This is a genomic window from Xylophilus sp. GOD-11R (assembly GCF_033546935.1).
Lineage (GTDB): Bacteria > Pseudomonadota > Gammaproteobacteria > Burkholderiales > Burkholderiaceae_C > Xylophilus.
Genome location: NZ_CP137854.1, coordinates 4,806,663 through 4,832,306, shown reverse-complemented (window position 1 = coordinate 4,832,306; position 25,644 = coordinate 4,806,663). Strand labels below are relative to the sequence as shown.

The following is a 25,644-nucleotide window of genomic DNA, read 5'->3' as shown; positions in this document are numbered from 1 at the left end:
TGGCATGATCGCGGGTTCGCTCCCGATTTGACCGACGCCGTGAACGCAACCGATACCACCCCCGACAGCCCCGTGGCCGAGTCCGCCGCCACGCCGGCATCCGACGCGCCCAGCGGTTCCAGCTCCACCGTCGAGGCGGGATCGCCGGCCAAACGGCCGGGCGCCAATCGCCGAGGCGGCCGTGGAGGCCGCAGTGGCCGCAGCGACAAGGATGCCGGTGCACCGATGGCCGCCACGCCCGGTGCCGCCCCCGCCCGCAAAGGCGCTTCCGGCGCCCGCACGGTGCATCCGCTGCTGGAGCAACTGGCAGCGCTCTATCCCCAGCTGTTCGGCAGCGAGTTCCTGCCGCTCAAGCGCGGCATCTTCCAGGACCTGCGCGAGGCGCATCCCGAGCAACTGGCTCCGGACGCCCTCAAGGAAGCGCTCGGCCAGCACACCCGTTCCACCCGCTACCTGCAGGCCATCGCCGCCGCGCGTCCGCGCCACGACCTGGCCGGCCAGGTGGTCGAAGCACTGGCGCCGGAGCATGTCTACCAGGCGCTGATCGAACTCTGGCGCCGCCGTGGCCACCGCACGCCCGAAGCCGGCCTGGCCGAGCTGCGCGACGACTGGCGCCGCCGCATCGTGCGTGCCTACGAAGCCTCGGGCCTGGGCCGCGATGCCTATGCCGAGCTGGTTCGTACCCGCGACGAGGCCGCCAGTGCGCTGCTCGACGAAGCGCTGGCAGAGGCTTCGGCGCGTGCCGCCAAGGACGAGGCGCTGCTGCGTGCCTTCGAATCCGGCAACACCGGTGTCGAGGCCTTTGCCGACATGTACGGGCTCGATCCGCGCCAGACCGGCCAGGTGCTCGATGCCGCGCGGCGCCGGCGCGAACTGGCCACCCAGCCCGTCGCCTGATCCTGGCTGTTACAAGCGGGTGCGCCGGCGCTGCCGGCGCCCGCCAAAAATGCGGTCTTTCGCGCCCTGCGCCTGGAGGACCGCTTTTTTATGAAACCCGCATCCGCCAGCGTCCTGCTGGCTTTCGTCCTTTGCGGCAGCGCCGCCATGGCCCAGCCGCAGCCGATCCGCCAAACCTGTGGCGGTATCGGCTCCGACGAGTCGACGCGCATGCGCGAAGACATGAAGAATCATCCGCTCTCGCTGCTGTTCGCCAAGCCGGGCGGAGATTACCTGGCCGATGTGGCGGTGCGTCTGGCCGACGCCGATGGCAAGTGGCTGCTGGACTGGAAGGCGGACGGCCCGGTCTGCCTGCTCGACCTGCCGCCAGGCCGCTATCGCGTGGAAGCGCGCAGCGGCGAGCTGGTGCGCTCGCGTGAGGTGAACGTGGGGGCCACGCCGGTACGGGTGGATATCCGCTTCTGAGCGGCGGGCCGCATCGTGCGGCTCGGCGCCTCAGTGGTGGTCGTCGTGCCGGGCGATCTGCAGCAGATGCTCGACTTCTTCCGGGTAGCGCTTGAGGTTGTTGTCGTGCCAGCGCTTGATCGCCCACATCATGCCGGCCACCACCAGGCCGAAGGCGGTGATGGCGCCGAAGGCCGACAGGCCGAACTTGGTCGACACGCTGTAGAACGCGCCAAGTCCCAGAATGCAGGCCTGCTCGTTGAAGTTCTGCACGGCGATCGAGCGGCCGGCGCCCATCAGGTTGTGGCCGCGATGCTGCAGCAGGGCGTTCATCGGCACCACCAGGAAGCCTCCGATGCCGCCGAGGACGATCAGGAACGGTGCCGCTACCCACACATTGGTGATGTAGTTCATCAGGATCACCAGCAGGCCCATGCAGATGCCCAGCGGAATCACCCGGGTGGCCATGTCCAGCCGCATGCGCATGGAGGCCGCCACCGCACCGACGGCGGTGCCGATGGCCACCACCCCCACCAGCGACGAAGCCTGGGTGGTGCCATAGCCGAGCGCGGCGGCGCTCCAGGCCAGCACGATGTAGCGCAGGTTGCCGGAAACACCCCAGAACAGCGTGGTGGTCGACAGCGAAATCTGGCCCAGTCGGTCGCGCCACAGGCGCGAGTTGCAGGTCCAGAAGTCGGGCAGCAGTTCCAGTGCGTTGCACATGACGCTGCGATCGCGGTCCTTGCGCAGCGGGCGCATCTGCACGCCGGTATGCGGAATGCGGGTGTTGAACCAGGCTGCCAGGATGTAGACGAAGATCAGCAGAAGAATCGCCGCCTCGGGAGGCGTATCGATGCCGGTGTCGACATACGGCAGATCGAAACCGAGCAGCACGCCCGACACGTGGTGACCGACCAGCTGCCCGCCCAGCAGCACGCCGAGAATGATCGAGCCGATGGTCAGGCCTTCGATCCAGCCGTTGGCCTTGACCAGCTGGGAGGCCGGCAGCAGTTCGGTGAGAATGCCGTACTTGGCCGGCGAGTAGGCGGCAGCGCCGAGCCCCACAATGGCGTAGGCGGCCAGCGGGTGGGCGCCGAACAGCATCATCAGGCAGCCGACCACCTTGATCGCGTTGCTGTAGAACATGACGCGGCCCTTGGGCAGCGCGTCCGCAAAGGCGCCGACGAAGGGCGCCAGCACCACATAGAACAGCGCGAACATCGGCACCAGCGCCGCCCGCTGCCATTCGGCGGCACCCGAGGTACGGAGCAATTCGACAGCTGCGACGAAGAGCGCGTTGTCTGCCAGCGACGAGAAGAACTGCGCCGACATGATCGTGAAGAAACCGCGTTTCATCGATGGCATGCAGGCCGGCTGCGATGCCGGCGGTAAGAAGTGTCTGCTCTCGGGTTTCTTGGGGAACGCGGGTTATAGCATGCAGGCCTGGGAGGGCCTTCGCAATGTCCCACCCGGGTGCCGGTGAGTTATCGCCGCACAGAATGCCACGTCCCGTTTCGGAGATACCCAGTCCCATGCCCCGCCCGATCCTCGCCACCATCCACGCCGACGCCTTGCACCACAACCTGGACCGCATGCGTCGCGCTGCGGGCGATGCGCGGGTGTGGGCGGTGGTCAAGGCCAACGCGTACGGGCACGGCATCGAGCGCGCGTTCGACGCCCTGCGCGCCGCCGACGGTTTTGCGCTGCTCGACATCGCCGAAGCCGAGCGGGTGCGCGCGCTCGGCTGGCGGGGGCCGATCCTGCTGCTCGAAGGCGTGTTCGAGGCGCGCGACCTGGAACTGTGTTCGCGCCTGTCGCTGTGGCATGCGGTGCACTGCGACGAGCAGATCGACATGCTCGCCGCTCACAAGACACAGGCGCCACACCGGGTGTTCCTGAAACTCAACTCGGGCATGAACCGGCTCGGATTCGCGCCCCACCGTTTTCGCACCGCCCATGCGCGGCTGCAGGCCTTGCCGCAGGTCGACGAGATCTCGTTCATGACGCACTTCAGCGATGCCGATGGCGAACGCGGCATCGAGCACCAGCGGGCGGTGTTCGAGCGGGCCACCGCCGATCTGCCGGGCGAGCGCAGCCTGTGCAACACGGCCGCGCTGCTGCGCCAGGGCGGCGATGCGGTACTGGCCGCCGACTGGGTGCGCCCCGGCATCGGCCTCTACGGCTGCGCGCCGGACTTTCCCGGGCACGACGCCGCGCATTGGCAGCTGCAGCCGGCCATGACGCTGTCCACCCGCCTGATCGCGGTGCAGCTCCTGGCCGCCGGTGAAAGCGTCGGTTACGGATCGAGCTTCGTGGCCGAGGTGCCGATGCGCATCGGCATCGCGGCCTGCGGCTATGCCGACGGCTATCCGCGCCAGGCCGGCACCGGCACGCCGGTGCTGGTGGACGGCGTGCGCACCCGCACCCTGGGGCGCGTCAGCATGGACATGCTGACGGTGGACCTCACGCACGTGCCCGATGCCGGGCCCGGCGCGGAAGTCATTCTCTGGGGCCGGGCCGGCAACGGCGCGGTGTTGCCGGTGGAGCAGGTGGCGCACGCGGCCGGCACCATTGGCTACGAACTGCTCTGCGCGGTCGCGCCGCGGGTGGCCGTGTTGGCAGCTTGATCGGGTTTTGATTATCTGATGCTCAGATACATGGCATTCCAGATTCATTTGGATAATGCGCAGTGCATATCCGGTTGATTTTCGAGGTCTGCGCCGTGACATTGTGATTCGAGGGAAAACGTCGGTAAAACGGCCGCTGATCGCATTGCACGAATACCGCTTTGGAGTAACGATCCGCCCCCGCGCTCCCGGCAGCGAGCGCGGCGCAGCGATCCGTCTTACTCCAGCGAGGTTAAATCATGCTTTCATTTCCCGATATCAAAAAAGCTCCCATCGAATTATCCAAAATAGAGTCGGTATGCGATGCGCTCGCCACCGATTTCTTTCGCGATAATCATTATCGGGCCTCGCACCTGAGCATGACGGCCAGCGAGAACTATCCCAGTCGCTTCGTTCGCACCATGGGCGCCGGCATGCAGGGCGCCTTCTATGAGTTCGCTCCACCTTATTTTGAAGAACACGGCGAGTGGCACTTTCCAGACTCCGGCGCCCAGTCGGCTTTGGTGCAAAAGCTCACTCGCATCGGCTGTGAGGGGTTTCGCGCCCAGACATTCGACTGGCGTCCCAACGGTGGTGCCGCCGCCGAACAGGCGGTCCTGCTCGGCACCTGCTCGCGCGGCGACGCCTTTGTGCATTTCGCCCATAGCGACGGCGGTCACTCGTCGCTGGAAGAACTGGCGCGCAAGGTCGGCATCGGCATATTCCATCTGCCGGTGCGCGCCGACGACCTGCTGATCGACGTCGAGCGGCTGGCGCAATTGGTCGCTTCGCATCCCGAGATCCGAATGGTGATGCTGGACCAGTCGTTCAAGTTGCGGTGGCAGCCGCTGGCGGCCATTCGCAGCGTGCTTCCGCCTGCAGTACTGCTGGCCTACGACGCGAGCCACGACGCCGGGCTGATTTTGGGCGGTGTGGTGCCGCAGCCGCTGGAAGAAGGCGCTGACGTTCTCCTCGGCAACACGCACAAGACCATTCCGGGGCCGCAGAAAGGCTTCGTGGCCTTCGGCAACGCGGAACATCCGCAACTCAAATCTGTTTCGGACTGGGTCTGCCCGCTGATGCAGAGCAATTCGCACGCGGAGTTGCTGGCGCCGTTCTATCTCGCGATGGTCGAGATGTCGCTGTTCGGTCGGCCCTATGCGCAGCAAATCGTGAAGAACGCCAAGGTGCTGGCGCTCTGCCTGCGGGCCGAGGGATTGCAGGTGGCGGGAGAGTCGTTCGGCTATACCGAAACGCATCAGGTGCACGTCACCATCGGCAGCCCCCAGGACGCCCTGCACATGGCGTCTAACGCCTTGGCGCGCGCTGGAGTTCGCTGCAACAACATCGAGATTCCCGGCTCGGGCGGCCGCCATGGCCTTCGGCTGGGCGTGCAGGCGCTGACACGTCGCGGCATTACCGAAGTCGATATGGCGACCGTCGCCCGCTTCATCGCGCGGGTCGTGCTGAGACGGGAGCCGCCGGACGCGATACGCCACGAGGTGGCACTGTTCCTGCGCAGCTTTCCGTTGAACCCGCTGCATTACTCGCTCGACAGCCAATACGATGCACCACACGGGGTTCGGCTGCGAGAAGAAGTGTTTGCATGAAAAAAGGCCCCGCAGCGCGGGGCCTTTTGCTGCCGGCCATGTGGCGGCAGGCTGCATGCGGGTGTCAATCAGGACATCTGGCGCTGGCGGTCGCGCAGCAGCTTGATCTGGTCGTGGTTGCGTTGCACACCCTGCAGCTGCTGTTCGACCAGTGCACGCACCGGCGCCGGCAGTTCCTGCTTGGATGCCTTGCGGTAGCGGGCGAGGGCCGAGTCCTCGCCGCGTTCGGCTTCTTCGAGGAGCGATAGATCGGTAGAGGTCGTCAGCTTGCTGCGCACGGCTACCCAGCCGCGGTGCAGGGCACCGGCGGCGGTGCCACCGTCTTCGGGCTTGCCGCCATTGGCGACGACGGCCTGTTCCAGGTCGGCAAGCGAAGCGTGAATCTCGTCGGCGCGGCGCTGAAAGTTCTGCTTGAGTTCCGGTGCTTCGGCACGGTCCGCCAGTTCGCGGAAGCCGTACTCGCCGTCATGCGAGGTTTCGATCAGGTCGTTGAGGGTGTCGATGACATCGGTGCGATCGGTCATGTGGATCTCCTTGAATCAGGGTTGGCGAGGCGGGCGGTCGGCGTCGTTGAATGACACCTTGTCGCCCTCGGACACTCCATGTTTGGGCCCCGTCCGCATCACAAGCGTCGGTGCCGGTGACCGATGCCTGTAGGACGTATCGGCCACCGCCGTAGGGTGCTTCAGCCGAAGAAGGCGTAGCCGATGAAGATGGCCGCGACCAGCCCCACCACGTCGGCGAACAGCGCGCAGCCCAGGGCGTGCCGGGTGTCGCGCAGGCCGACGCTGCCGCTGTAGACGGCCAGCACGTAAAAGGTGGTTTCGGTCGATCCCTGCACGATCGCCGCCAGCCTGCCGGCGAAGGAATCGACGCCATAGGTGGACATCACATCCACCATCAGCGCCCGCGCTCCGGAGCCCGACAGGATCTTCATCAGCCCCACCGGCAAGGCCGGCAGGAAGCGGGCGTCCAGGCCAAGCGCCGCGACACCCTGGCCGATGACGCCGAGCACCGCGTCCATGCAGCCAGCAGCGCGAAAAAGTGCAATGCCGCAAAGCATCGCGACCAGATAGGGCACGATCTGAATCGCCACGCCGAAGCCTTCCTTGGCGCCTTCGACGAAGACTTCGTACACCGCCACGCGCCGCCAGGCACCGACCAGCAGGAACAGCGTGACCAGCCCCAGGATGCAGGCCGCGCCGGCGATGCCCGCGACCTGCGCCACCAAAGCCGGCGGCAGTCGCGACAGGCCGTACAGCATCACGGCACCGGCGCCGATCAGGCCCAGCAGCGGCAGGCACCAGCGGGCCCGCCAAAGGGGGAAGCGCTGGCAAACGGCGACCGCCAGAAAGCCCGCCATGCACGACGCCGCGGTCGCCAGCAGGGTGGGCAGAAAGATCGCCGCCGCGTCGAAGTGCGCCACCTTCTGCTGCAGCGCGATGCTCTGGCGGATCGCGATCACCGAGGTGGGCACCAGCGTGAGCCCGGCGGTGTTGAGCACCATGAACATGATCTGCGCGTCGCTCGCGGTGGCGGCGCGCGGGTTGAGCGTCTGCAGTTCGCGCATCGCCGACAGCCCCAGCGGCGTGGCGGCGTTGTCGAGGCCGAGCAGGTTGGCCGACAGGTTCATGGTCATCGCCCCCTGGGCGGGATGGCCGGCCGGCACGCCGGGAAACACTGCCCGCAGCAAGGGCGCGGCCCGGCGCGCCAGGGCTTCCACCAGGCCGGCGCGTTCGCCCACCTTCAGAAAACCCAGCCAGAGCGCCATCACGCCGGTCAGGCCGATGGCGATGTCGAAGCCGCTGCGGGCCGCGTCGAACAGCGCCGCGACCAGCCGGGCGAACACCTCGGCATCGCCGAAGGCGAAGCGGACGCAGGCGGTGCAGACGGCGGCCAAAAAGAAGCCGAGCCAAACGAGGTTGATGACCATGCGAGCAGTGGAGGGCGGAAAGCGGAAACCGGCGCGAACGGTCGGTGAAGCTTGCGCGGCGAAAATCGTCGCACACGCGGTGCCGGCGATTGTCGTGCCGCGAAACCGATCATTCCTCGCCTGGAACTCCTGCCGCATGTCCGACGACGTTTTCCCGACCGCCCTACCCGCCACCGTCGACGCGGATGCCGACGCCCGCGCGCTCGACACCATCGCCCGGCTCGACGCCCGCACCCCACGCGAAAGCGTCGACATCGACGGCTGCCGTGTCGTCTTCCGCCGCATCGGCGACGGCCCGCCGCTGCTCCTGCTGCACGGCGGCCACGGCAGCTGGCTGCATTGGATACGCAACATCGACGCACTGGCCGCGCATCACACCCTCTGGCTGGCGGACATGCCGGGCTACGGTGATTCGGACGCGCCGGAAGGCGCGCAGACGCTGGACCTGCTGGTCGACGTGCTTGGCCGCGCGGTCGACCGCCTGTTGGGCGCGGACCAGCCGATCGACATCGCCGGTTTTTCCTTCGGTGGCCTGTGCGCGGCCACGCTCTCAGCGCGCCGGACGGCCGTGCGCAAGGCGGCGCTGCTCGGCCCCGCCGGCCACGGCCAGGCCCGGCGCGAACGCCTGGGCATGCTCGACTGGAAAGGGCTGCCGCCGGGCGATGAGCGCGATGCCCGCCTGCGCCACAACCTGGCCGCGCTGATGCTGCACGACGAGGCCTGCATCGACCCGCTGGCACTCGCGTTGCACCGCCAATCGGCGGTCAACACTCGGTTCCGCAGCAAGGGCATCTCGCGGCGTTCGGCGCTGCCGCAGGCGCTCGACGCGCTGGCGGAGCGCCAGGTGTCGGTGCTGCTGGCATGGGGCGAACACGACGTGACGGCGGTGCCGTCGCAGGTGGGGCCGCAGTTGGTGGCGGGCGTCGCCAGCCGCGAACTCGTCATCGTGCCCAACGCCGGGCACTGGGTGCAGTACGAGCAGCCGGCCGTCGCCAGCCGTCTGCTCGCCGACTGGTTCGCCTGAGGCGCGGCCGCGAATCGGCGCGCCTCAGGTGTCGGCGCTGAAGCCGATCGACTTGACGATGCCGCGCCAGCGTTCGGTGTCCGCGCGCAACGCGGCGGCGAGTTGCTCGGGCGTGCTGCCCTGGGCTTCCAGCCCGACGGCGGCCATGCCCTCGATGGTGTCGCGCTGCGCCAGGCCGGCGCGCATCACGGTGTTGAGACGCTGCACCAGTTCCGGTGTGGCCCTGGCCGGCAGGAACACACCGTACCACTCGCTGAAGGCCAGGTCCTTGTAGCCCTGTTCGACCAGGGTCGGCACGCCCGGCGAAAACCGGCTGCGGCGCGCGCCCGAGGTGCCGAGCAGGCGGCATTTGCCGGCCTGCACGTACTGGATGAACTCGCCGACCGGGCCGCACACGGCGGGGATCTGCCCGCCGATCATGTCCATGATGGCCGGCTGCGTGCCGCGGTAGGCCGCATGCGTCATGTCGATGCCGTGGGCGCGGCCGAGCAGGATGCCGATGAAGTGCGGCGAAGACCCGGCCGCCGGCGAACCGAAGGCCGCGCGGTCGGGCCGCGACTTGCACCAGGCCATGAACTCCACCACGGTGCGGATGCGGTCCGGCACCGAGGGACCGACCGCGAAGCCGTAGTCGAAGGTGGCGGCGATGCCCACCGGCGCCAGGTCGGCGACCGGGTCGTAGGGCAGGCGCTTGTAGGTGTGCGGATAGATGCCGAGCATCGACATCGGCGTCAGCAGCATGGTGGCGCCGTCGGCCGGCTGGCTCTTGACGTACTGCACCGCGATCTGCCCGCCGGCACCGGTGCGGTTTTCCACATAGGCGGTCTGGGCAAACGCCGGGTGCAGCTTTTCGGCGACGCGCCGGCTGGCCGCGTCGGCGGTGCCGCCGGCGGCGAAACCGTTGATCACGCGGGTCGATTCGAGAACGGTGCCCTGGGCATGGGCTATCCGCCACGGGCTGGCGGCTGCGGGCAACAGGGCGGCCGCCTGCAGCAGGCGGCGACGAGGAGCGGAAAACATGGTGGGTACGGGCAATGCGGGGAACCCGCGATTGTCGTCGCCCGGCGCCGAACGGCCGTCAGGGGTGTCCCGCAGGCGGCCCGGACGCTGTCGCTTTCAGGAAGGCGTGCCGAAATTGGTGTCGACGAAATCGGGCTGGTGGTACTTCACCGGCTTGCCGCGCCGACGGTTGACCTGGTCGGAAGCCGCGCTCAGCAGTTCGGTCACACGGAACGTGGTGTCGATGCGCTCTCGGCGGTCGGCCGAATGGTTCAGCCGCAGCATCAGGCGGGTCAGCGAGATGGAGTAGCGGTTGCCGGTACCGAATTCGGCGTCGAGCTCCGCCTTCGCATCGAAGGCGACGTTCATGACCGTCTCGACCTGACTGCCGTCGGTGCGCGTCAGCAGCGCGACCTTGGCGAGGAGTTCATCAAACTTGTTCATACGTTTGCCAATCTTCAGGCCTTCATCCCTGGTGAAAACCCGAATGAGGCCGGGTTTTCCGGCTCATTAGAAAGGACACGTGTCCAATCGGGTTCAAGCATGCACAAAAGATCGCGGTTTGCCATCCCCTCGAGCCCGTAACCCCTGCCCGGTCGCGGGTTGATCGGGCCGTATAGTCGGCCGGCTCATGGCCAAAGAAAAATCGACCTACACCTGCAGCGAATGCGGCGGCAACAGCCCGCGCTGGCTCGGAAAATGCCCGCATTGCGGCGCCTGGAACACGCTCGTGGAGACAGTCGCCCAACCGCCCGCGGCTGCCGGCAAGAACCGCCTGGGCCAGGCACCCGCCTTTGCCGCGCTGGCGCAGACGGCCGAGGTGACCGTGCTGTCGGAGATCGAGGCCGCCGACGTCGCCCGCGCCACCACCGGCATCGACGAGCTCGACCGGGTGCTCGGCGGTGGCATCGTCGAAGGCGGCGTGGTGCTGATCGGCGGCGACCCCGGCATCGGCAAGTCGACCCTGCTGTTGCAGGCGCTCGACGCGCTGGAGCGCAGCGGGCTGGAAACGCTCTACGTCACCGGCGAGGAATCCGGCGCGCAGATCGCCTTGCGCGCGCGCCGGCTCGGCCTCGACGGCTCGCAGGTTCCGGTACTCGCCGAGATCCAGCTGGAGAAGATCCTCGCCACGCTCGACACCCGCCAGCCTTCGGTCGCGGTGATCGACTCGATCCAGACCATGTATTCCGATCAGCTCACCAGCGCGCCCGGTTCGGTGGCACAGGTGCGCGAATGTGCTGCGCATCTCACCCGCGCGGCCAAGGCCAGCGGCATCGCCATCGTGCTGGTCGGCCACGTCACCAAGGAAGGCGCCCTGGCCGGGCCGCGCGTGCTGGAGCACATGGTCGACACCGTGCTGTATTTCGAGGGCGAAACCCACAGCGCCTTCCGCCTGGTGCGCGCCATCAAGAACCGCTTCGGCGCGGTCAACGAGATCGGCGTGTTCGCCATGACCGAGCGCGGCCTGCGCGGCGTGGCCAACCCGAGCGCGATCTTTCTCAGCCAGCACAGCGAACCGGTGCCCGGCAGCTGCGTGCTGGTCACGCTGGAAGGCACGCGGCCGATGCTGGTGGAGATCCAGGCGCTGGTCGACAGCGGCGGCCCGAGCCCGCGCCGGCTGTCGGTCGGCCTGGACCGCGACCGCCTCGCCATGCTGCTGGCGGTGTTGCATCGCCATGCGGGCGTGGCCTGCATGGACCAGGACGTGTTCGTCAACGCGGTGGGTGGTGTGCGCATCAGCGAGCCGGCGGCCGATCTGGCGGTGATCCTGGCGATCGCCTCGAGCCTGCGCGGCAAGCCGCTGCCGAGCGGCTTCCTGGCGTTCGGCGAAGTCGGTCTGGCTGGCGAAGTGCGGCCCGCGCCGCGCGGCCAGGAGCGCCTGAAGGAAGCCGCCAAGCTCGGGTTCTCGATCGCCGTCGTGCCCAAGGCGAATGCGCCCAAGAAGCCGGTCGAAGGCCTGACGATCCATCCGGTGGAGCGGGTGGAAGAAGCGATCGAGCTGCTGCGCCAGTTGCAGTGAACACCGCTGCGCTAAACCCCGCGCCGGCGGCGGGCTTCATGATGAGAATAATTCTCGTCCAGTAGACTCGACCGGATTTTTCCACTCGAGGCCACGTATCTCCATGCAGCTGAAAACCCAAGTCCGCGCCCTGGCATTCGCCGCCGCCGCCACCGCCGCGCTCCTGGCCGGCACCGCCGTGTCGGCGCACCAGATCTGGATCGAGCAGGACGCCGGCGGCGCGCGTTTGTTCTTCGGCGAATACGGCGAGAACCTGCGCGAGGTATCGCCCGGCCTGCTGGACAAGTTTGGCAAGCCGATCGCTCGCAAGGCCACCGCCCAGGGCGTCGGCCAGCCGGCCGAGGTGACCAAGGCGGCTGCGAACTTCAGCATTCCCTTCAGCGCGGCCAAGGGCGAATCGCTGATCGCCGAAGATGCCACCTATCCGATGTGGGACCTCAAAGGCCCCGGCCAGACCGGCCGCGGCATGTACCTGCCGGCCGCCCGCCTGGTGACCGACCTGTCGGCCCAGAAGCCGCTGCTCACGCTCGACCTGGTGCCCACTGGCACCCAGACCGCCGAGGGCGCCACGCTGCAGGCCTTCTTCGAAGGCAAGCCGTTGGCCAAGGCCAAGGTCGCGGTGGTCACCGCCTCGGGCTGGGCGCAGGAGCATCACACCGATGCCGAGGGCAAGCTCACCGTGTCGCTGCCCTGGAACGGCACCTATGTGATGGAGCTCAGCCACAACGGCCCGGCCGGTCAGCGCGCAGACGGCCAGAAGTTCGAGAAGGGCAGCTACGTCACCTCGCTGACGCTGGTGCGCGACACCGGTCTGCCCGCCCTGCCGGCGCCTCCCGCCGCCGCGCCGAACAAGTGATCGGTGCCGGGCCGGCGGTGTCCGGCGCCCCGGTCCGTGGCGGGTCCGCGAGGTGGGCAAGAGTGGTTCGCGGCGCACTGCGAAAATACCCGCCATGAAATTGCCCAAGATCCTCGTTCCGATCGGCTGCCTCGCCCTGCTCGCGGTGGCCTTCAACACTTACGGCTGGCGCGGCCTGGCCGTTGTCGGTGGCGGCATCACCATGTGGCTGCTGCTGCATTTCACCCGGATGATGACCGTGCTCAAGCGTGCGGCCGAACGGCCGGTGGGCTATGTCGGCAGCGCGGTCATGCTCAACGCCAAGCTCAAGCCGGGTGTGAATTTGCTGCACGTGGTGGCCATGACCCGCTCGCTCGGCGAGCAGCGCGACGGCATCGGCACCCAGTCCGAAACCTACCGCTGGACCGACGGTTCGCAGTCGTACGTGGACTGCACCTTCGAGTCCGGCAAGCTCGCGCGCTGGAACCTCACCCGGCCGCCGGCACCCGACGAGAACGAAGCCGCCTCCGCGCCGTAAAATGCCGGGCTTTTGCCGTCATTTCCTGGCGGCGCATCGCCCGGCGGCCGACCTTTTTCTGCGGGTCGCGGGCCTCTCTGAAGGACTTCGCGCATGACTCTCGTGCCTCCCGCACCCTCGCTCTCCGACCGTGACGGCAAGATCTGGATGGACGGCCAGCTCGTCGACTGGCGCGATGCCAAGATCCACGTCCTGACCCACACCCTGCATTACGGCTGCGGCGTCTTCGAAGGCGTGCGCGCCTACGACACCGTCGACGGCCCGGCGGTGTTTCGCCTGCAGGAGCACACCGAGCGCCTGTTCAACAGCGCCAAGATCCTGCGCATGAAGCTGCCCTTCAGCCAGGAGCAGATCAACGAAGCCCAGTGCGCCGTGGTGCGCGAGAACGACCTGAAGTCGGGCTACATCCGGCCGCTGGCCTGGATCGGCTCCGAGAAGCTCGGCGTCAGCCCACGCGGCAACACGGTGCACGTGATGGCGGCGGCCTGGTCCTGGGGCGCCTACCTGGGCGACGAAGGCATGGCGCGCGGCATCCGCGTCAAGACCAGCAGCTACACCCGCCACCACGTCAACATCACCATGACGCAGGCCAAGGCGGTGAGCAACTACAGCAACTCCATCCTCGCCAACATGGAAGCCCTGGACGACGGCTACGACGAGGCGCTGCTGCTCGACGCCTCCGGCTTCGTGTCCGAAGGCGCCGGCGAGAACGTCTTCATCGTCAAGAAGGGCGTCATCTACACGCCCGACCTGTCGGCCGGTGCGCTCAACGGCATCACCCGCAACACGATCATGCACATCGCCGCCGACCTGGGCATCGAAATCGTGCAGAAGCGCATCACACGCGACGAGGTCTACATCGCCGACGAAGCGTTCTTCACCGGCACCGCCGCCGAAGTAACGCCGATCCGCGAGCTCGACCGTGTCGAGATCGGCGCCGGCAGCCGCGGTCCGGTCACCGAGAAGGTGCAGAAGGCCTTCTTCGACATCGTCAACGGTCGCAATCCCAAGTACGCCCATTGGCTCACCAAGGTCTGAGAGTCGTCACATGAGCAGCCCCGCCTACTTCCCCGCTTCCGCCCCGCGCGATCCCGCCGCCATCGTCGAACTGGTCGCGGCCGACCTCAATGCGCAGGGGGGCGTCTTCTGCCCCAGCCCCAAGGCGCACATGAAGCTCTGGAACTCGCATCCCAAGGTCTACCTCGACGTGGCCCGCACCGGCGAGGCCAAGTGCCCTTATTGCGGCACGCTCTACCGGCTCAAGGCCGGTGAAGTCGTGGCGCACGGCCACTGAGCGTCAGCACATTGCGCCAGGGCTCGCCGGGCTCCTGGACGCAGCGCAGGTAGAGCATCGCGACCCAGAGCAGGCTCAGACCGATCTGCGCGTCGCGCAGCGCCGAGTTGAGGCTGGTGCCCACCGTCAGCACCACCATCGCGGCGAAGGCGAAGCGCCCGGTGAGGTCCTGCCTGCGCCATGCCTGGCGCAGCCCCACGATCATGATGAGCAGCAGACTGAACGCACCCGGCACGCCGGCCTGCGAGCCCATCCACAGAAAATCGTTGTGCGGCATGTTGTAGTCGGCCAGCAGCTTCGGGCCGCGCAAGTGCCATTGCTCGGTCCAGCCGCCGATGCCCCAGCCGAAGATCGGACGGTCGGCCATCATCAGAGCGGTGTCGCGGTACATGTAGAAGCGCACCACCCAACTGCCCTCGGACACCGCACCCGCCTGCGCGGCCTCGATTTCCTGCACGCCTTTTTCGAATCGCTGCTGCACGGTCGGTGACTGCCACACCGCCACGCCGATGACCGCGCCGCCCAGCAGCAGCGCCAGCGCGAAGGAGCGCAATTCACGGCGCCAGCGGTGCAGGCCCGCCAGCACCATGGCGAGCAGAAATCCAAGCATGGAGGTGCGCGAAGGCAGCGTCTGCGAGATGACCGCGAGCACCGCCGCGACCACGCCAAAGGCGATCACGGCGCGCCAGCGGTGCGGACCGTGCAGCGCTTCGAAGCCCAGCAGCGCCGCGCCGGTCGCGACGATGGTCAGCAGCAAGGCATTGCTGATCGACTTGTTTCCCACCAGTTCCAGCAGGGCATCGAAAGGTGGAAATGGTGGAAAACCGATGAGGGCGTGAAGCCCGATCAGCACCAGGCCCGCCACCGCCATGGCCAGAAAGGCCCGCAGCGCCCAGACCGTTTCGTCCCGTGTCAGCGCCAGGGCGGCCAGCACGGTGGCGGCGATGCGCAGCCCGTGCAGGGTGTTGCCCGGCGTCTGGGGGTAGTGCTTGCCGAAAGCCAGCACCAGCAGCGTCCAGGCCATGTAGAACACCACCGGCCACCACAACGGATGGTGGCGCACCCGCTGCGCGCGTTCGCGCCAATCGCCACCCACCAGAAAAGCCAGCCACAACAGAATGAATGCGCCGTAGTTAACGCCCACCGGCATGAACACTACCGCACCCCAGAGCGCCGCTGCGGGGCGGGCCAACGATTTTCTCCACATGTCCGAGATTCTAGGAGGGGCTTTGCGCCACCTTATTTCGACGGCGCTCCGTGTGGCAACACGATGACAAAGCTCGCGCCACCGCCCACGCGGCCCTCGCAACGCACCGTGCCGCCATGGCGCTCCGCGATCGATTTCACCAGGGCAAGCCCCAGCCCGACGCCGCCTTCGCGTTCGCTGGCGCCCGGCAAGCGGTAGAAGGGCTCGAAGATGCGCTCGCGCAATTCGGGCGGTACACCCGGGCCGCGGTCGCTCACCCGCAGCACCGCTTTGTCACCCTCGCGCCGTACCGAGGCCACGATCTCGCCCTGGCCGTAGCGCCGGGCGTTCTCGAGCAGGTTGCGCACCGCGCGGCGCAGCAGTCGCGACACGCCCCGCGCTTCGACCGTGTCGACTTCGCCCTCGGCGATGTCGAGCTCCGCGCCGGTGTGGGCGCATTCCTCGGCAGTGAGGCCGACCAGGTCGACCATCTCGACCGTGCCGATGTCGGCCTCATCCGCATCCAGCCGGCTGGCCAGCAGGATCTCGTCGATCAGCTGGTCGAGCTCGCCGATGTTGCGGCTGATCTCGTCGCGCGCCGTGGAACCGGCCGGGTTCATCAGCTCCAGCCCCATGCGGATGCGTGCCAGCGGCGAGCGCAATTCGTGCGAGGCGTTGGCCAGCAGGGACTTGTGCGACTTCACCAGTTGCTCGATGCGTTCGGCCGACTGGTTGAAGCGCCGCGCCAGAAACGCCACCTCGTCGGCGCCTCCGACGGAAACACGCGCCGACAGGTCGCCTCGCCCCCATTGCTCCACGCCGGTGCGCAGTTCTTCCAGCCGGCGCGTGAGTTTGCGGATGATGGGGTAGGTGGCCAGCGCCACCGCCACGCCCACCAGGCCGAGCGTCCAGAAGAAGCCGAAGGGAGGGCGGTTCCAGAAGTTGCGGGGCGGGCGGGGCAGGTGGACCGTGAGCATTTCGCCATCGCGCATGGAGACCGCGAATTCAGGGCCATTGCGTGGCGGTCCATCGTCGCCCTCGGCTTCGGATTCCGGCGCGCGCGGACGGGCGTCGGCCCCGGGTGGCGGGCCTTCGCCGCGTGGACCGCGCCGGCCACGGAGCGCGCCGCTGCCGACGACCTCGCCGGCGGCGTTGCGCACGAACACCTCGCGCAAGGGCGGATCGGACGCCATCTGCCAGGCCCAGCCCACCAGGAAGGTCAGCACCGCGACGGCGACCACCACGGCCAGCCAGATGCGCACGTAGAGACGCTGGGTCATCCGGGCCATCGCACGCGAGCGCCGTGCGATGGTGGTCTTCATGTCGACGTTCGCCACGCCTGCTCCTGTTCGATGGCGCGGGCTCCGGCCCGCGTTCTCCCGCATGCTCCCGGCGGATGGCGCGGGAGGCGGGGGTATTAGTCCTGCTGCTTGGCGAAGACGTAGCCGACGCCGCGCACGGTGAGGATGCGCTTGGGGTTCTTGGCGTCGGCTTCGATCGCGGCGCGGATGCGGCCCATGTGCACATCGATCGACCGGTCGAAGGCTTCGAGCTCACGGCCACGCACGGCTTCCATGATCTGGTCGCGGGTGAGCACACGGCCGGCGCGTTCGGCCAGGGCCACCAGCAGGTCGAACTGGTAGGAGGTGACCTCGGCCGACCGGCCGGCCACGTTCACCGTGCGCGCGTCGCGATCGATCTCCAGCGAGCCGAACTGCATGGTGCGGGTGGTGCTGGCCGCGCCTTCGCTGCGGCGGCGCAGGATCGCGCGGATGCGCGCGAGCAGTTCGCGCGGTTCGAAGGGCTTGGGCAGGTAGTCGTCGGCGCCGAGCTCCAGGCCGATGATGCGGTCCATCGGATCGCCCTTGGCGGTGAGCATGAGCACCGGCACCTGCGCGGCGGCACCGTGCAGGCCGCGGATGCGGCGGCAGACGTCGAGGCCATCCATGTCGGGCAGCATCAGGTCGAGAATGACCAGGTCCGGCGTGGCGGCGGCGCCGTCGCCCTGCAGTTTCTGCAGGCCGTCGGAAGCGGTGCCGGCGTGGGTGAAGCCGAAGCCCGATTGGGCCAAATACTCGCCGACCATCTGGGCCAGGCGGGTGTCGTCTTCGATCATCAGGAGTTGGGGACTGGGCATCGGTGGATCCTCCTGCGCTTGCGCTGGTGTGGCGTTGTCACTGCCGTAAAGTTAGGTAAAAGCCCCGGGCCTAGGGGTTGCTGCTCAGGGCGTGCGTACCGGCGTCGAGCGTCGTGCCAGGGCCACCAACGCCAGCACCGGCAGGCCGAGCAAGGCGGTCGCCACGAAAAAGGCGCCGTAGCCGAACCGGTCGACCACGTCGCCCGAGAAGCCGGCGATGAACTTGGGAAGCACCAGCATCAGCGAGCTGAACAGCGCGTACTGCGTGGCCGAATAGCGGATGTTGGTGAGGCCCGAGAGATAGGCCACGAAGGCCGAGGTGGCGATGCCGCCGGCCAGGTTGTCGGCTGCCACCACCAGCACCAGGCCGGTCACGTCGTGCCCGCGGGTGCCGAGCCAGGCGAAGAGCAGGTTGGTCAGCGCCGACAGCGCCGCGCCGGCCATCAGCACGCGCATCACGCCCAGGCGCATGGCCAGCGCGCCGCCGACGAAGGCGCCGACGAGCGTCATGACCACGCCATACACCTTGGTGACGGTGGCGACCTCGGCCTTGCTGTAGCCCATGTCCACGTAGAAGGGGTTGGCCATGATGCCCATCACCACGTCGCTGATGCGGTAGACGGCGATCAGCGCCAGCACCACCAGCGCGCCGCGCCCGTGGCTGCGGAAGAAGTCGGCGAAGGGCTCGACCAGCGTTTCGCGCAGCCAGGCGGCCGCGCCGCGTGCGGCGCTCGGCGGGCGCGGCGCGGGTTCGGGCGACAGCAGCGTGGTGAGAATGCCCACCGCCATCGACGCGGCCATGGCGCCGTACGCGAAGCGCCAGGCACCGGGTTGGTAGCCGGCGCCCGCAACTTCGGCATAAGCCGCGAGCGCCAGGACACCGGCGCCGGCCCAGATCATGGCGAGCCGGTAGCCGGTCTGGTAGGTGGCGGCCAGCGCCGCCTGCCGCTCTACGCCGGCCGATTCGATGCGGAAGGCGTCCAGCGCCACGTCCTGCGTGGCCGAGGCGAACGCCACTGCCAGCGCGCACCAGACGATGGGCCCGAGCGCCGTTTGGGGGTCGTTCAGCGCCATGCCCGCCAGACCAGCCGCCACGCCGCACTGCGCCAGCATCAGCCAGGCACGGCGCTGGCCGAGCAGGCGGCTGAGCAACGGCAGCGGCATGCGGTCGACCAGCGGTGACCAGACCCACTTGAAGGCGTAGACCAGGCCGATCCAGCTGAGGTGGCCGATGGAGGAGCGGTCGATCGAGGCCTCGCGCAGCCAGAAGCCGAAGGAGCCCAGCACCAGCAGCAGCGGCAGTCCCGACGAGAAGCCGAGCGCCAGCATGCGCAAGCTGGCGGGTTCGGCGTAGACCCGCAAGGCCTGGCGCCAGGACGATGGTGCGGGGGCCGTGTCGAGGTCGGCGGATGAGGTGGGATATGCGGCTGGCGGCATGGCGTGTGGCGAGGGGCTGCCTATTATTGGCGCGGAGCCGGACGGGCCGGGTCGCTAACATCCGGTCGTGGCCGATCTTCCCCTGCTGCTCCCCCCCGACCCCGAGGCCGCCGTCCCCGCGCTGGGGCGGCGCGCGGAGGAAATCTACCTGTACATCCAGCAGGACATCGCGCAGTTTCGACGCGTCCCCGGCGACCGCTTCACCGAGGGAGAGATCGCCGAGCAGTTCGGCGTGTCGCGCACGCCGGTGCGCCAGGCGCTGTTCCGCCTGCGCGACGAAGGCTATCTGGAGGTGCTGTTTCGCAGCGGCTGGCGGGTGCTGCCCTTCAACTTCGCGCGCTTCGAGCAACTCTACGAACTGCGCCGCGTGCTGGAGGTGACGGCCGTGCACCGGCTCTGCGAAGCCGGCCGCACGCCGGGCCACGCGCTGCTCGACGCGCTGGCCCACCGCTGGCTGGTGACGCCCCAGGAGCGCAGCACCGATGCTGCCGAGATCGCCCTGTGGGACGAAGACTTCCACTGCGACATCGTCGCGGCCGCCGGCAACGACGAAATGGCGCGGGTGCACCGCGAGGTGACGGGGCGCATCCGCATCATCCGCCGGCTCGACTTCACCCGGCTGCCGCGCATCGACGCGGCCTACCAGGAGCACGGCCAGATCCTGTCGGCCATCCTCACCAAGCGCGGCAACCAGGCGGCGATGCTGCTGCGCGCACACATCGAGGCCAGCCAGGCCGAGGTGCACAAGATCACGCTGCACCAGGTGCACATGGCGCAGCGCGCGGCGCGATCGGTTCGAGCCGACGAGGCGCCGCCGCAGTCGTGAACGCCCCGCTTTACAGCGCCGCCGCATCCCCTTAGCCTGCCGGAGTGCCGCGCGCCGAGTCCGCGGCGAAGGACCGAAGCCATGCCCAGCAGCCACGATCCGGCGCCGCCGCCCACCAGCGCAGGCTGGACTGCGTCGCTGACGAGGGTTGCGGCGGTGGCCGGAGCGCTGATTGCTGTCGGCCAGTCAGCGTCCTCGTGGATCGATGGCCATTTCCACGCCGACATGGAGCGCGAGAAAACTCGGCGCGAACTGCAGCTGGCCGACCTCAAGGAACGCAGCGCGCTGGCCGAAAGCTATCTCAAGCTGATCTTGGCCAAGGACACCCCGGAAGACGGCCGAGCCATCCTCTACAGCGCACTCGGGCAGCTCAAGGACCATCCGCTGCAGCCCTGGGCGCAGCAACGCTACGACGACTACCAACGCTCGCAGGCCAGCCTGAGGAAAGCCTTCGAAGACCAGGCCGCTGCTGCGGCGCTTGGCCCGGCGGCGAACATGAGCGAAAGCACGGCGAGCTATGTCGCCGACATCCAGGTGCTGAACGTGCGGATCGCCGCCGCCATGGAGAACCCGAGCCAGCGCGACGAGCTTCAGCGGCAACTGGTGGAGAAGTCGCGGGCGCTGGCGCTCGCGGCGGCGGCGGGCAACATCGAGCGGCTCGGCAAGGCGCCGTCGACCGCGACAGGGCCGGCGGCGACCGTGCTAGCCGCCGACACGGCGCGGCGCGTCACGGCCCTCACCGAGCGGGTCGACGCGGCATTTTTGAAACCCCTCTTTCCCGCGAGCGCCGCCGCCAACATCGACGCCAACGCGCCCTATCTCCGGGCGGCATTGCAGGAGTTCGGTGTGGCCGATTCGCGCCTGGTGGCCGCGATAGTCGCCACCATCGCGGTGGAAGACCCGAGCTTCGGCCCGCTCGAGGAAGCCGCTGGCGCGGCGGCGAAATACGAGAGCCGCTTCGGCAACACCGATACGGGCGACGGTGTGAAGTACCGCGGCCGCGGCTTCCTGGCACTCACCGGCCGCGCCAACTACCAGCGCATCGGCGAGCAACTCGGACTGGGCACGCGCCTGGTCGATTCGCCGCAGGACATCAACAGCCCGGAAGTCGCGTCGCGGGTGCTCGTGGCCTGGGTGATGCGCCCCGAAGCCGCCACCGCACGTGCCAGGCTGGACTATTCCGACACCGCCGCGGTGCGCAGGCTGCTGACCGGTGGCGCCACGCAACTGCCGAAGTTCGACGCTGTCTACCGACAGGCGCTGCAGGGGCTCACCGCAGCCCGTTGAGAGGCTCGGGCCCGACTCGGCCGCCCACACACCGCCGAGTCGGCCGGCAAGGGCGATCAGGCCGCGAAGTCGTAGTCGATCGTCAACGGCGCGTGGTCGCTGAACTTCACGTCCTTGTAGATGGCCGCACTGCGGGCGGCCTGGGCGATGCCCGGGGTGGCGATCTGGTAATCGAGGCGCCAGCCCACGTTCTTGGCGTACGCCTGGCCGCGGTTGCTCCACCACGTGTAGCAGGTGTCGGTGGTGTCGGGGTGCAGACGGCGGTACACATCGACCAGGCCGCCGGTGGCGTCGGTGAGGTGCAGGATGCGGCTCATCCAGTCGCGCTCCTCGGGCAGGAAGCCGCTGTTCTTGCGGTTGCCCTTGAAGTTCTTCAGGTCGGCTTCCTGGTGGGCGATGTTGATGTCGCCGCAAAGGATGAATTCGCGCTCGCCCTTGAGTTTCATCAGGATCGGGTGGACCTCGGCCAGAAAGCGGTACTTGGCGAGCTGCCGCTCCTCGCCCGACGAGCCGCTGGGGAAGTAGCAGCTGATGATCGACAGCTTGCGCGCCGGCGTGTCGAAGCGCAGTTCGATGAAGCGGCCTTCGGCGTCGAACTCGGGCGAGCCGTAGCCGATGACGACATCGCTCGGCTCGTGCCGGGTGTAGATGGCCACGCCCGAATAGCCCTTTTTCTCGGCGAAGTGGAAGTGGCCCTGCATGCCGGCCAGCTGTTCGAAACGCCCGGCCACATCGGCGGCCTGTGCTTTCACTTCCTGCACGCAAATACAATCCGGCGCGGTCTGCGCGATCCAGGCCTCCAGCCCCTTGCTGGTGGCAGATCGGATGCCGTTGAGGTTCAGGCTCGTCAATTTGAACAAGGAAATCGTCCCATGGTGGTGGATGGCAATGGCGCCCCGGGCGCAAGCGCGGCAGGGCCGCTGGCCCAGGAGTTCGTGCAGTTCTGCATCGAATCCGGCGTATTGCGTTTTGGTGAATTCAAGACCAAGGCAGGGCGGCTGTCGCCCTACTTCTTCAACGCCGGTCTGTTCGACGACGGCGCCAAGCTCGGTCGGCTCGCCGGATTCTATGCAGACGCCCTGATCGCCAGCGATATCGGCTTCGACATGATCTTCGGCCCGGCCTACAAGGGCATTCCGCTGGCCGCAGCGGTGGCGATCGAGCTGGCGCGGCGTGGCCGCAGCGTGCCATTCGCCTACAACCGCAAGGAAGCCAAGGACCACGGCGAGGGCGGCAGCCTGGTCGGCGCGCCGCTCAAGGGCCGGGTGCTGATCGTCGACGACGTGATGTCGGCCGGCACCGCCGCGCGGGAATCCATCGCGCTGATCAAGGCGGCCGGCGCCATTCCGCAGGCCATGGCGATCGCGCTCGACCGCCAGGAAAAGGCGACCGAGAACGGCCAGGACGTGGACTACAGCGCGGTGCAGTACGTGCGCAACCGCCTGGGCATGGAGGTCTGCACCGTGGCGCGGCTGGCCGATCTGCTGTCCTACCTGTCGAGCCACGGCGCCGAAGACGTGTCGGCCCACCATGCCGCCGTGGCGGCCTACCGGTTGCGCTACGGCGTGCAGGACCAGGCGTAGGGACGCCGCGGCGCCCGGTCGTCTGATTGGCTAGTCGCGCGGCCGGCGCTGTGCGCGGCGCAGCCAGCCGAACCAGAGCATCACCACCACCGGAACGCCCAGCGCAGCCCACGACAGCCAGTCGCCCCAGCCGTCCCAGACCAGCCCGGCGATCAAGCCCACGGCCGACAGCACGCCCATGGCCAGGGGCCAGCGCCACAGTGCCCAGCGTTCGCCACGGTGATGGTGGATGTTCGAATGCGAATGGCTCATCGTTTCTTGATCCAGAGATACAGGCCGCTGGCCAGCACGACGATGGTGGCGATGTCGAGCAGCGCCCACAGGATCTGCAGGGGGGTGCCACCGTAGTCGCCGAAGTGCAGCGGCTGCGAGATGAGCAATGCGGTGCCATACCAGGGCAGCGGACGGCTGTCGGTGACCTGGCCGGTCTCGGCGTCGACCAGCACCGGCTGCAGCAGGCGCGAGGTCAGCGGCGTGGCGCCTTTCATGAACACGGCGAAGTGGTGCGGGCTGGAAAAGTTGCTGCCCGGGAAGGCGATGAAGCGCAGGTCCATCTCCGGCAGCAGTGCGCGCGCGGCGTCGGCGGCCCGCTGCACCGGCACGGTGTGAGACGGCGGCGGCAGACCCTGGTAGGGCGCCACCATCTGCGCCATCTGGTCGTTCTGCCAGTACTTGAAGACCAGATCGGCCCAGGTGTTGATCATGCCGGTGCCGCCCACCACGAAAGCCCACACGAGCGTGACCACGCCGAGCAGGTTGTGCAGATCGAGCCACTTGGTGCGGGTGGTGCGGTCGCGGCGCACCGCGCCGAACTCCAGCTTGCGCATGAAGGGCGCGTACAGCACCACGCCCGAGATGATGGCCAGCAGCAGCAGAAAGCCCATGAAGCCCAGGAAGAGCTTGCCAGGCAAGTCCATGAACAGGTCGACGTGGAGCTTGAACATGATGTACATGAAGCCCTCGTCGAAGGGCGCGTGCGGCAGCGCCTCGCCGGTGCGGGCGTCCATCATCAGGCTGGTAAACCCGACGGCGGAATCGACCTTGTCGTTGAGCGTGACGAAAGCCATGCGGTCGTCGTCGTCGTCGGGGCCGTAGAACTGCACCACCTTGCCGGGATGCTTGGCCATGGCGTTGGCGATGGTGGTGTCGATGCTGGCGCGCGGCGCGTCGGCGGACAGCGCCGGCGGCTCGATCTCGGTGCCGAGCAGGTGGCCGATCTCGTGGTGGAACAGCAGCGGCAGGCCGGTGACGCAGAGCAGCAGCATGAAGACCGTGCTGACGAGACTGGACCACTTGTGCACCCAGCTCCATTGGCGGATGGCGGCGCTGCTCAGGTATCGGTGCGGCGCCTTGCGCGGGGCGGCAGCCGGGGCGTCGGAAATCGATTCCGGAGGGACGGCGGAGGAAGACATGGCGGATGCGGCTGGCCGGTGAACGGCGTGCCACGGAGAATGAGACGGATTCCCATTATTGCGGATGCTGCTCCGTGAAAGCGCCGACGCCGCCCCGCGCATGGGGGCTTTGCGCCGACGGCCGAGCTCAGGCCAGCCGGGCCTTGAGCATCGCGTTGACTTCGGCCGGGTTGGCCTTGCCCTTGCTCGCCTTCATCGCCTGGCCGACCAGGGCGTTGAAGGCCTTGTCCTTGCCCGCGCGGTACTGGGCCACGTTGTCGGGGTTGGCGGCGATCACCTCGTCGATGATCTTTTCCAGCGCGCCGCTGTCGTTCATCTGCTTGAGGCCCTTGGCTTCGATGACTGCGTCGACCTCGCTGCCCTCGCCGGTCCAGAGTGCGTCGAACACCTGGCGCGCGGCGTTGTTGCTGATGGTGCCGTCGGCGATGCGGCCGACCAGCGCGGCCAGTTGCGCGGCCGAGACCGGCGCATCGGCGATGCCGGACTCGCTGGCGTTTAGCCGGCGCGACACCTCGCCCATGATCCAATTGCTGGCCAGCTTGGCCTGGCCGCTGGCTTTGGCGGCCGTCTCGAAATAGCCGGCCATCGCCTTGCTCTGGGTGAGCGTGGCGGCGTCGTATTCGGGCAGGCCGTAGTCGGCCACGAAGCGCGCGGCCATGGTGCGCGGCAGCTCGGGCATGCGTGCGCGCACCTGCTCCACCCAGTCGGCCGCCACCACCAGCGGCGGCAGGTCGGGATCGGGGAAATAGCGGTAATCGGCGGCGTCTTCCTTGGTGCGCATGGCGCGAGTCTCGCCGGTGTCCGGGTCGAACAGCACGGTGGCTTGCTGGATCGCGCGGCCGTCCTCGATCTCCTCGATCTGCCAGCGGATCTCGTAGTCGATCGCCTGCTGCATGAACTTGAAGCTGTTCAGGTTCTTGATCTCGCGCCGGGTGCCCAGCGGCTGGCCGGGCTTGCGCACCGAGACGTTGGCGTCGCAGCGGAACGAGCCTTCCTGCATGTTGCCGTCGCAGATGCCGATCCAGGTGACGATCTTGTGCAGTTCGCGCGCATAGGCCACCGCTTCGGCGGTGCTGCGCATGTCGGGCTCGGTGACGATCTCCAGCAGCGGCGTGCCGGCGCGGTTCAGGTCGATGCCGCTCATGCCGACGAAGTCTTCGTGCAGCGACTTGCCGGCATCTTCTTCCAAATGGGCGCGCACCAGGCGCACGGTCTTCTTCTCGTCGCCGAGCATGAATTCGACCGAACCGCCTTGCACCACGGGAATCTCGAACTGACTGATCTGGTAGCCCTTGGGCAGGTCCGGATAGAAGTAGTTTTTGCGCGCGAACACGCTGCGCGGCGCGATGACCGAGCCCAGCGCCAGGCCGAGTTCGATGGCGCGTTCGACCGCGCCCCGGTTCATCACCGGCAGCGTGCCGGGCAGGGCCAGGTCGACCGGCGCGGCCTGGGTGTTGGCCTCGGCGCCGAAGGCCGTCGGCGCCCGGCTGAAGATCTTGGAGGCGGTGGAGAGCTGGGTGTGGGTTTCGAAGCCGATCACGACTTCATAGCCCTGGACGAGTGGCGAGGTCATGGG

At 68.1% G+C, this 25,644-nt stretch carries 26 protein-coding genes; 13 read left to right on the top strand and 13 right to left on the bottom strand.

The window, feature by feature from the left end:
* The first annotated feature begins 39 nt into the window (after window positions 1-39).
* Both R9X41_RS22325 and R9X41_RS22320 read left to right on the top strand, forming a co-directional pair.
* On the top strand, window positions 40-897 hold the full coding sequence (locus R9X41_RS22325; protein WP_318632620.1) for a ProQ/FINO family protein: 858 nt from the start codon (window positions 40-42) through the stop codon (window positions 895-897).
* A gap of 90 nt (window positions 898-987) precedes the next feature.
* Complete coding sequence (locus R9X41_RS22320; RefSeq protein ID WP_318632619.1) at window positions 988-1,362, top strand: carboxypeptidase regulatory-like domain-containing protein; 375 nt, start codon at window positions 988-990, stop codon at window positions 1,360-1,362.
* 30 nt (window positions 1,363-1,392) lie between these two features.
* Here R9X41_RS22320 and lplT read toward each other — a convergent pair whose 3' ends face one another.
* Window positions 1,393-2,697 (bottom strand): lysophospholipid transporter LplT, encoded by a 1,305-nt coding sequence (lplT, locus tag R9X41_RS22315; protein WP_318632618.1) that lies wholly within the window; start codon window positions 2,695-2,697, stop codon window positions 1,393-1,395.
* A 176-nt stretch (window positions 2,698-2,873) separates the two neighbouring features.
* Between lplT and alr the strand changes: the two genes are divergently transcribed.
* Window positions 2,874-3,968 carry an alanine racemase gene (gene alr, locus R9X41_RS22310; RefSeq protein ID WP_318632617.1) on the top strand — a complete coding sequence of 365 codons (1,095 nt, stop codon included), beginning with the start codon at window positions 2,874-2,876 and terminating at the stop codon, window positions 3,966-3,968.
* 239 nt (window positions 3,969-4,207) lie between these two features.
* A complete protein-coding gene (locus R9X41_RS22305) occupies window positions 4,208-5,557 on the top strand; it encodes a PLP-dependent aminotransferase family protein (protein ID WP_318632616.1) in 1,350 nt (449 codons plus the stop codon).
* A 68-nt stretch (window positions 5,558-5,625) separates the two neighbouring features.
* On the opposite strand, the gene R9X41_RS22300 is transcribed toward R9X41_RS22305, so the two are convergent.
* Both R9X41_RS22300 and R9X41_RS22295 read right to left on the bottom strand, forming a co-directional pair.
* Window positions 5,626-6,081: a PA2169 family four-helix-bundle protein gene (locus R9X41_RS22300; RefSeq protein WP_318632615.1), complete on the bottom strand. Its 456-nt coding sequence runs from the start codon at window positions 6,079-6,081 to the stop codon at window positions 5,626-5,628.
* A gap of 161 nt (window positions 6,082-6,242) precedes the next feature.
* Window positions 6,243-7,490, bottom strand: a complete 1,248-nt coding sequence (locus R9X41_RS22295) for a spore maturation protein (RefSeq protein ID WP_318632614.1) — start codon at window positions 7,488-7,490, stop codon at window positions 6,243-6,245.
* Window positions 7,491-7,626: 136 nt separating this feature from the next.
* Between R9X41_RS22295 and R9X41_RS22290 the strand changes: the two genes are divergently transcribed.
* On the top strand, window positions 7,627-8,514 hold the full coding sequence (locus tag R9X41_RS22290) for an alpha/beta fold hydrolase (RefSeq protein WP_318632613.1): 888 nt from the start codon (window positions 7,627-7,629) through the stop codon (window positions 8,512-8,514).
* Between the two features lie 24 nt (window positions 8,515-8,538).
* Here R9X41_RS22290 and R9X41_RS22285 read toward each other — a convergent pair whose 3' ends face one another.
* Both R9X41_RS22285 and R9X41_RS22280 read right to left on the bottom strand, forming a co-directional pair.
* Window positions 8,539-9,534 (bottom strand): Bug family tripartite tricarboxylate transporter substrate binding protein, encoded by a 996-nt coding sequence (locus R9X41_RS22285; RefSeq protein ID WP_318632612.1) that lies wholly within the window; start codon window positions 9,532-9,534, stop codon window positions 8,539-8,541.
* Between the two features lie 96 nt (window positions 9,535-9,630).
* Entirely contained in the window at window positions 9,631-9,957 is a 327-nt protein-coding gene (locus R9X41_RS22280) for a hypothetical protein (RefSeq protein ID WP_318632611.1), read from the bottom strand.
* 187 nt (window positions 9,958-10,144) lie between these two features.
* Here R9X41_RS22280 and radA point away from each other — a divergent pair, with 187 nt between their 5' ends.
* From radA to R9X41_RS22255, 5 genes are all read left to right on the top strand, one after another.
* Window positions 10,145-11,533, top strand: a complete 1,389-nt coding sequence (gene radA / locus R9X41_RS22275) for a DNA repair protein RadA (protein WP_318632610.1) — start codon at window positions 10,145-10,147, stop codon at window positions 11,531-11,533.
* Between the two features lie 103 nt (window positions 11,534-11,636).
* Complete coding sequence (locus R9X41_RS22270) at window positions 11,637-12,389, top strand: DUF4198 domain-containing protein (RefSeq protein WP_318632609.1); 753 nt, start codon at window positions 11,637-11,639, stop codon at window positions 12,387-12,389.
* Window positions 12,390-12,483: 94 nt separating this feature from the next.
* Entirely contained in the window at window positions 12,484-12,906 is a 423-nt protein-coding gene (locus R9X41_RS22265; protein ID WP_318632608.1) for a glycerate kinase, read from the top strand.
* A gap of 93 nt (window positions 12,907-12,999) precedes the next feature.
* Window positions 13,000-13,944 carry a branched-chain amino acid transaminase gene (locus tag R9X41_RS22260; protein ID WP_318632607.1) on the top strand — a complete coding sequence of 315 codons (945 nt, stop codon included), beginning with the start codon at window positions 13,000-13,002 and terminating at the stop codon, window positions 13,942-13,944.
* A 10-nt stretch (window positions 13,945-13,954) separates the two neighbouring features.
* Window positions 13,955-14,200 carry a zinc-finger domain-containing protein gene (locus R9X41_RS22255; protein WP_318632606.1) on the top strand — a complete coding sequence of 82 codons (246 nt, stop codon included), beginning with the start codon at window positions 13,955-13,957 and terminating at the stop codon, window positions 14,198-14,200.
* Here R9X41_RS22255 and R9X41_RS22250 read toward each other — a convergent pair.
* The 4 genes from R9X41_RS22250 to R9X41_RS22235 all read right to left on the bottom strand — a co-directional run bounded on the left by R9X41_RS22250 (window position 14,166) and on the right by R9X41_RS22235 (window position 18,960).
* Window positions 14,166-15,392 carry an O-antigen ligase family protein gene (locus tag R9X41_RS22250; RefSeq protein WP_318632605.1) on the bottom strand — a complete coding sequence of 409 codons (1,227 nt, stop codon included), beginning with the start codon at window positions 15,390-15,392 and terminating at the stop codon, window positions 14,166-14,168. The genes R9X41_RS22255 and R9X41_RS22250 overlap by 35 nt on opposite strands.
* Window positions 15,393-15,439: 47 nt before the next feature.
* Entirely contained in the window at window positions 15,440-16,675 is a 1,236-nt protein-coding gene (locus R9X41_RS22245; protein WP_318635308.1) for a sensor histidine kinase, read from the bottom strand.
* A gap of 128 nt (window positions 16,676-16,803) precedes the next feature.
* Entirely contained in the window at window positions 16,804-17,523 is a 720-nt protein-coding gene (locus R9X41_RS22240) for a response regulator (RefSeq protein ID WP_318632604.1), read from the bottom strand.
* An 84-nt stretch (window positions 17,524-17,607) separates the two neighbouring features.
* On the bottom strand, window positions 17,608-18,960 hold the full coding sequence (locus R9X41_RS22235; protein ID WP_318632603.1) for an AmpG family muropeptide MFS transporter: 1,353 nt from the start codon (window positions 18,958-18,960) through the stop codon (window positions 17,608-17,610).
* Window positions 18,961-19,027: 67 nt separating this feature from the next.
* On the opposite strand from R9X41_RS22235, the gene R9X41_RS22230 reads away from it, so the two are divergent.
* Together R9X41_RS22230 and R9X41_RS22225 are read left to right on the top strand one after the other, a co-directional pair.
* Window positions 19,028-19,786 carry a GntR family transcriptional regulator gene (locus tag R9X41_RS22230; protein ID WP_412556638.1) on the top strand — a complete coding sequence of 253 codons (759 nt, stop codon included), beginning with the start codon at window positions 19,028-19,030 and terminating at the stop codon, window positions 19,784-19,786.
* A gap of 81 nt (window positions 19,787-19,867) precedes the next feature.
* On the top strand, window positions 19,868-21,073 hold the full coding sequence (locus tag R9X41_RS22225) for a hypothetical protein (RefSeq protein WP_318632602.1): 1,206 nt from the start codon (window positions 19,868-19,870) through the stop codon (window positions 21,071-21,073).
* A 56-nt stretch (window positions 21,074-21,129) separates the two neighbouring features.
* Here the strand turns inward: R9X41_RS22225 and R9X41_RS22220 are convergent, their stop codons facing one another.
* Entirely contained in the window at window positions 21,130-21,933 is an 804-nt protein-coding gene (locus tag R9X41_RS22220) for an exodeoxyribonuclease III (RefSeq protein WP_318632601.1), read from the bottom strand.
* 12 nt (window positions 21,934-21,945) lie between these two features.
* On the opposite strand from R9X41_RS22220, the gene pyrE reads away from it, so the two are divergent.
* Entirely contained in the window at window positions 21,946-22,656 is a 711-nt protein-coding gene (pyrE, locus tag R9X41_RS22215; RefSeq protein ID WP_318632600.1) for an orotate phosphoribosyltransferase, read from the top strand.
* Window positions 22,657-22,686: 30 nt separating this feature from the next.
* Here pyrE and R9X41_RS22210 read toward each other — a convergent pair whose 3' ends face one another.
* The 3 genes from R9X41_RS22210 to gatB form a co-directional block, all read right to left on the bottom strand.
* The gene (locus R9X41_RS22210) at window positions 22,687-22,908 is read right to left on the bottom strand and encodes a hypothetical protein (protein ID WP_318632599.1); all 222 of its coding nucleotides are present in this window, start codon (window positions 22,906-22,908) and stop codon (window positions 22,687-22,689) included.
* Window positions 22,905-23,990 carry a PepSY-associated TM helix domain-containing protein gene (locus tag R9X41_RS22205; RefSeq protein ID WP_318635306.1) on the bottom strand — a complete coding sequence of 362 codons (1,086 nt, stop codon included), beginning with the start codon at window positions 23,988-23,990 and terminating at the stop codon, window positions 22,905-22,907. The genes R9X41_RS22210 and R9X41_RS22205 overlap by 4 nt, the downstream gene beginning before the upstream one ends.
* Before the next feature lie 205 nt (window positions 23,991-24,195).
* Window positions 24,196-25,641, bottom strand: coding sequence for an Asp-tRNA(Asn)/Glu-tRNA(Gln) amidotransferase subunit GatB (gene gatB / locus R9X41_RS22200; RefSeq protein WP_318632598.1), 1,446 nt, complete (start codon window positions 25,639-25,641; stop codon window positions 24,196-24,198).
* Window positions 25,642-25,644 lie beyond the last annotated feature (3 nt).

Excerpts from the sequence above, each read along its gene's own strand:
- R9X41_RS22255 (WP_318632606.1), top strand. The coding sequence starts at position 13,955 with ATGAGCAGCCCCGCCTACTTCCCCGCTTCCGCCCCGCGCGATCCCGCC.
- R9X41_RS22285 (WP_318632612.1), bottom strand. The coding sequence starts at position 9,534 with ATGTTTTCCGCTCCTCGTCGCCGCCTGCTGCAGGCGGCCGCCCTGTTG.
- R9X41_RS22270 (WP_318632609.1), top strand. The coding sequence starts at position 11,637 with ATGCAGCTGAAAACCCAAGTCCGCGCCCTGGCATTCGCCGCCGCCGCC.
- R9X41_RS22305 (WP_318632616.1), top strand. The coding sequence starts at position 4,208 with ATGCTTTCATTTCCCGATATCAAAAAAGCTCCCATCGAATTATCCAAA.
- R9X41_RS22295 (WP_318632614.1), bottom strand. The coding sequence starts at position 7,490 with ATGGTCATCAACCTCGTTTGGCTCGGCTTCTTTTTGGCCGCCGTCTGC.
- R9X41_RS22260 (WP_318632607.1), top strand. The coding sequence starts at position 13,000 with ATGACTCTCGTGCCTCCCGCACCCTCGCTCTCCGACCGTGACGGCAAG.
- R9X41_RS22225 (WP_318632602.1), top strand. The coding sequence starts at position 19,868 with ATGCCCAGCAGCCACGATCCGGCGCCGCCGCCCACCAGCGCAGGCTGG.
- R9X41_RS22280 (WP_318632611.1), bottom strand. The coding sequence starts at position 9,957 with ATGAACAAGTTTGATGAACTCCTCGCCAAGGTCGCGCTGCTGACGCGC.
- R9X41_RS22265 (WP_318632608.1), top strand. The coding sequence starts at position 12,484 with ATGAAATTGCCCAAGATCCTCGTTCCGATCGGCTGCCTCGCCCTGCTC.
- lplT (WP_318632618.1), bottom strand. The coding sequence starts at position 2,697 with ATGAAACGCGGTTTCTTCACGATCATGTCGGCGCAGTTCTTCTCGTCG.
- R9X41_RS22300 (WP_318632615.1), bottom strand. The coding sequence starts at position 6,081 with ATGACCGATCGCACCGATGTCATCGACACCCTCAACGACCTGATCGAA.
- pyrE (WP_318632600.1), top strand. The coding sequence starts at position 21,946 with ATGGTGGTGGATGGCAATGGCGCCCCGGGCGCAAGCGCGGCAGGGCCG.
- R9X41_RS22240 (WP_318632604.1), bottom strand. The coding sequence starts at position 17,523 with ATGCCCAGTCCCCAACTCCTGATGATCGAAGACGACACCCGCCTGGCC.
- radA (WP_318632610.1), top strand. The coding sequence starts at position 10,145 with ATGGCCAAAGAAAAATCGACCTACACCTGCAGCGAATGCGGCGGCAAC.
- R9X41_RS22210 (WP_318632599.1), bottom strand. The coding sequence starts at position 22,908 with ATGAGCCATTCGCATTCGAACATCCACCATCACCGTGGCGAACGCTGG.
- R9X41_RS22320 (WP_318632619.1), top strand. The coding sequence starts at position 988 with ATGAAACCCGCATCCGCCAGCGTCCTGCTGGCTTTCGTCCTTTGCGGC.
- R9X41_RS22245 (WP_318635308.1), bottom strand. The coding sequence starts at position 16,675 with ATGGCCCGGATGACCCAGCGTCTCTACGTGCGCATCTGGCTGGCCGTG.
- gatB (WP_318632598.1), bottom strand. The coding sequence starts at position 25,641 with ATGACCTCGCCACTCGTCCAGGGCTATGAAGTCGTGATCGGCTTCGAA.
- R9X41_RS22290 (WP_318632613.1), top strand. The coding sequence starts at position 7,627 with ATGTCCGACGACGTTTTCCCGACCGCCCTACCCGCCACCGTCGACGCG.
- R9X41_RS22235 (WP_318632603.1), bottom strand. The coding sequence starts at position 18,960 with ATGCCGCCAGCCGCATATCCCACCTCATCCGCCGACCTCGACACGGCC.
- alr (WP_318632617.1), top strand. The coding sequence starts at position 2,874 with ATGCCCCGCCCGATCCTCGCCACCATCCACGCCGACGCCTTGCACCAC.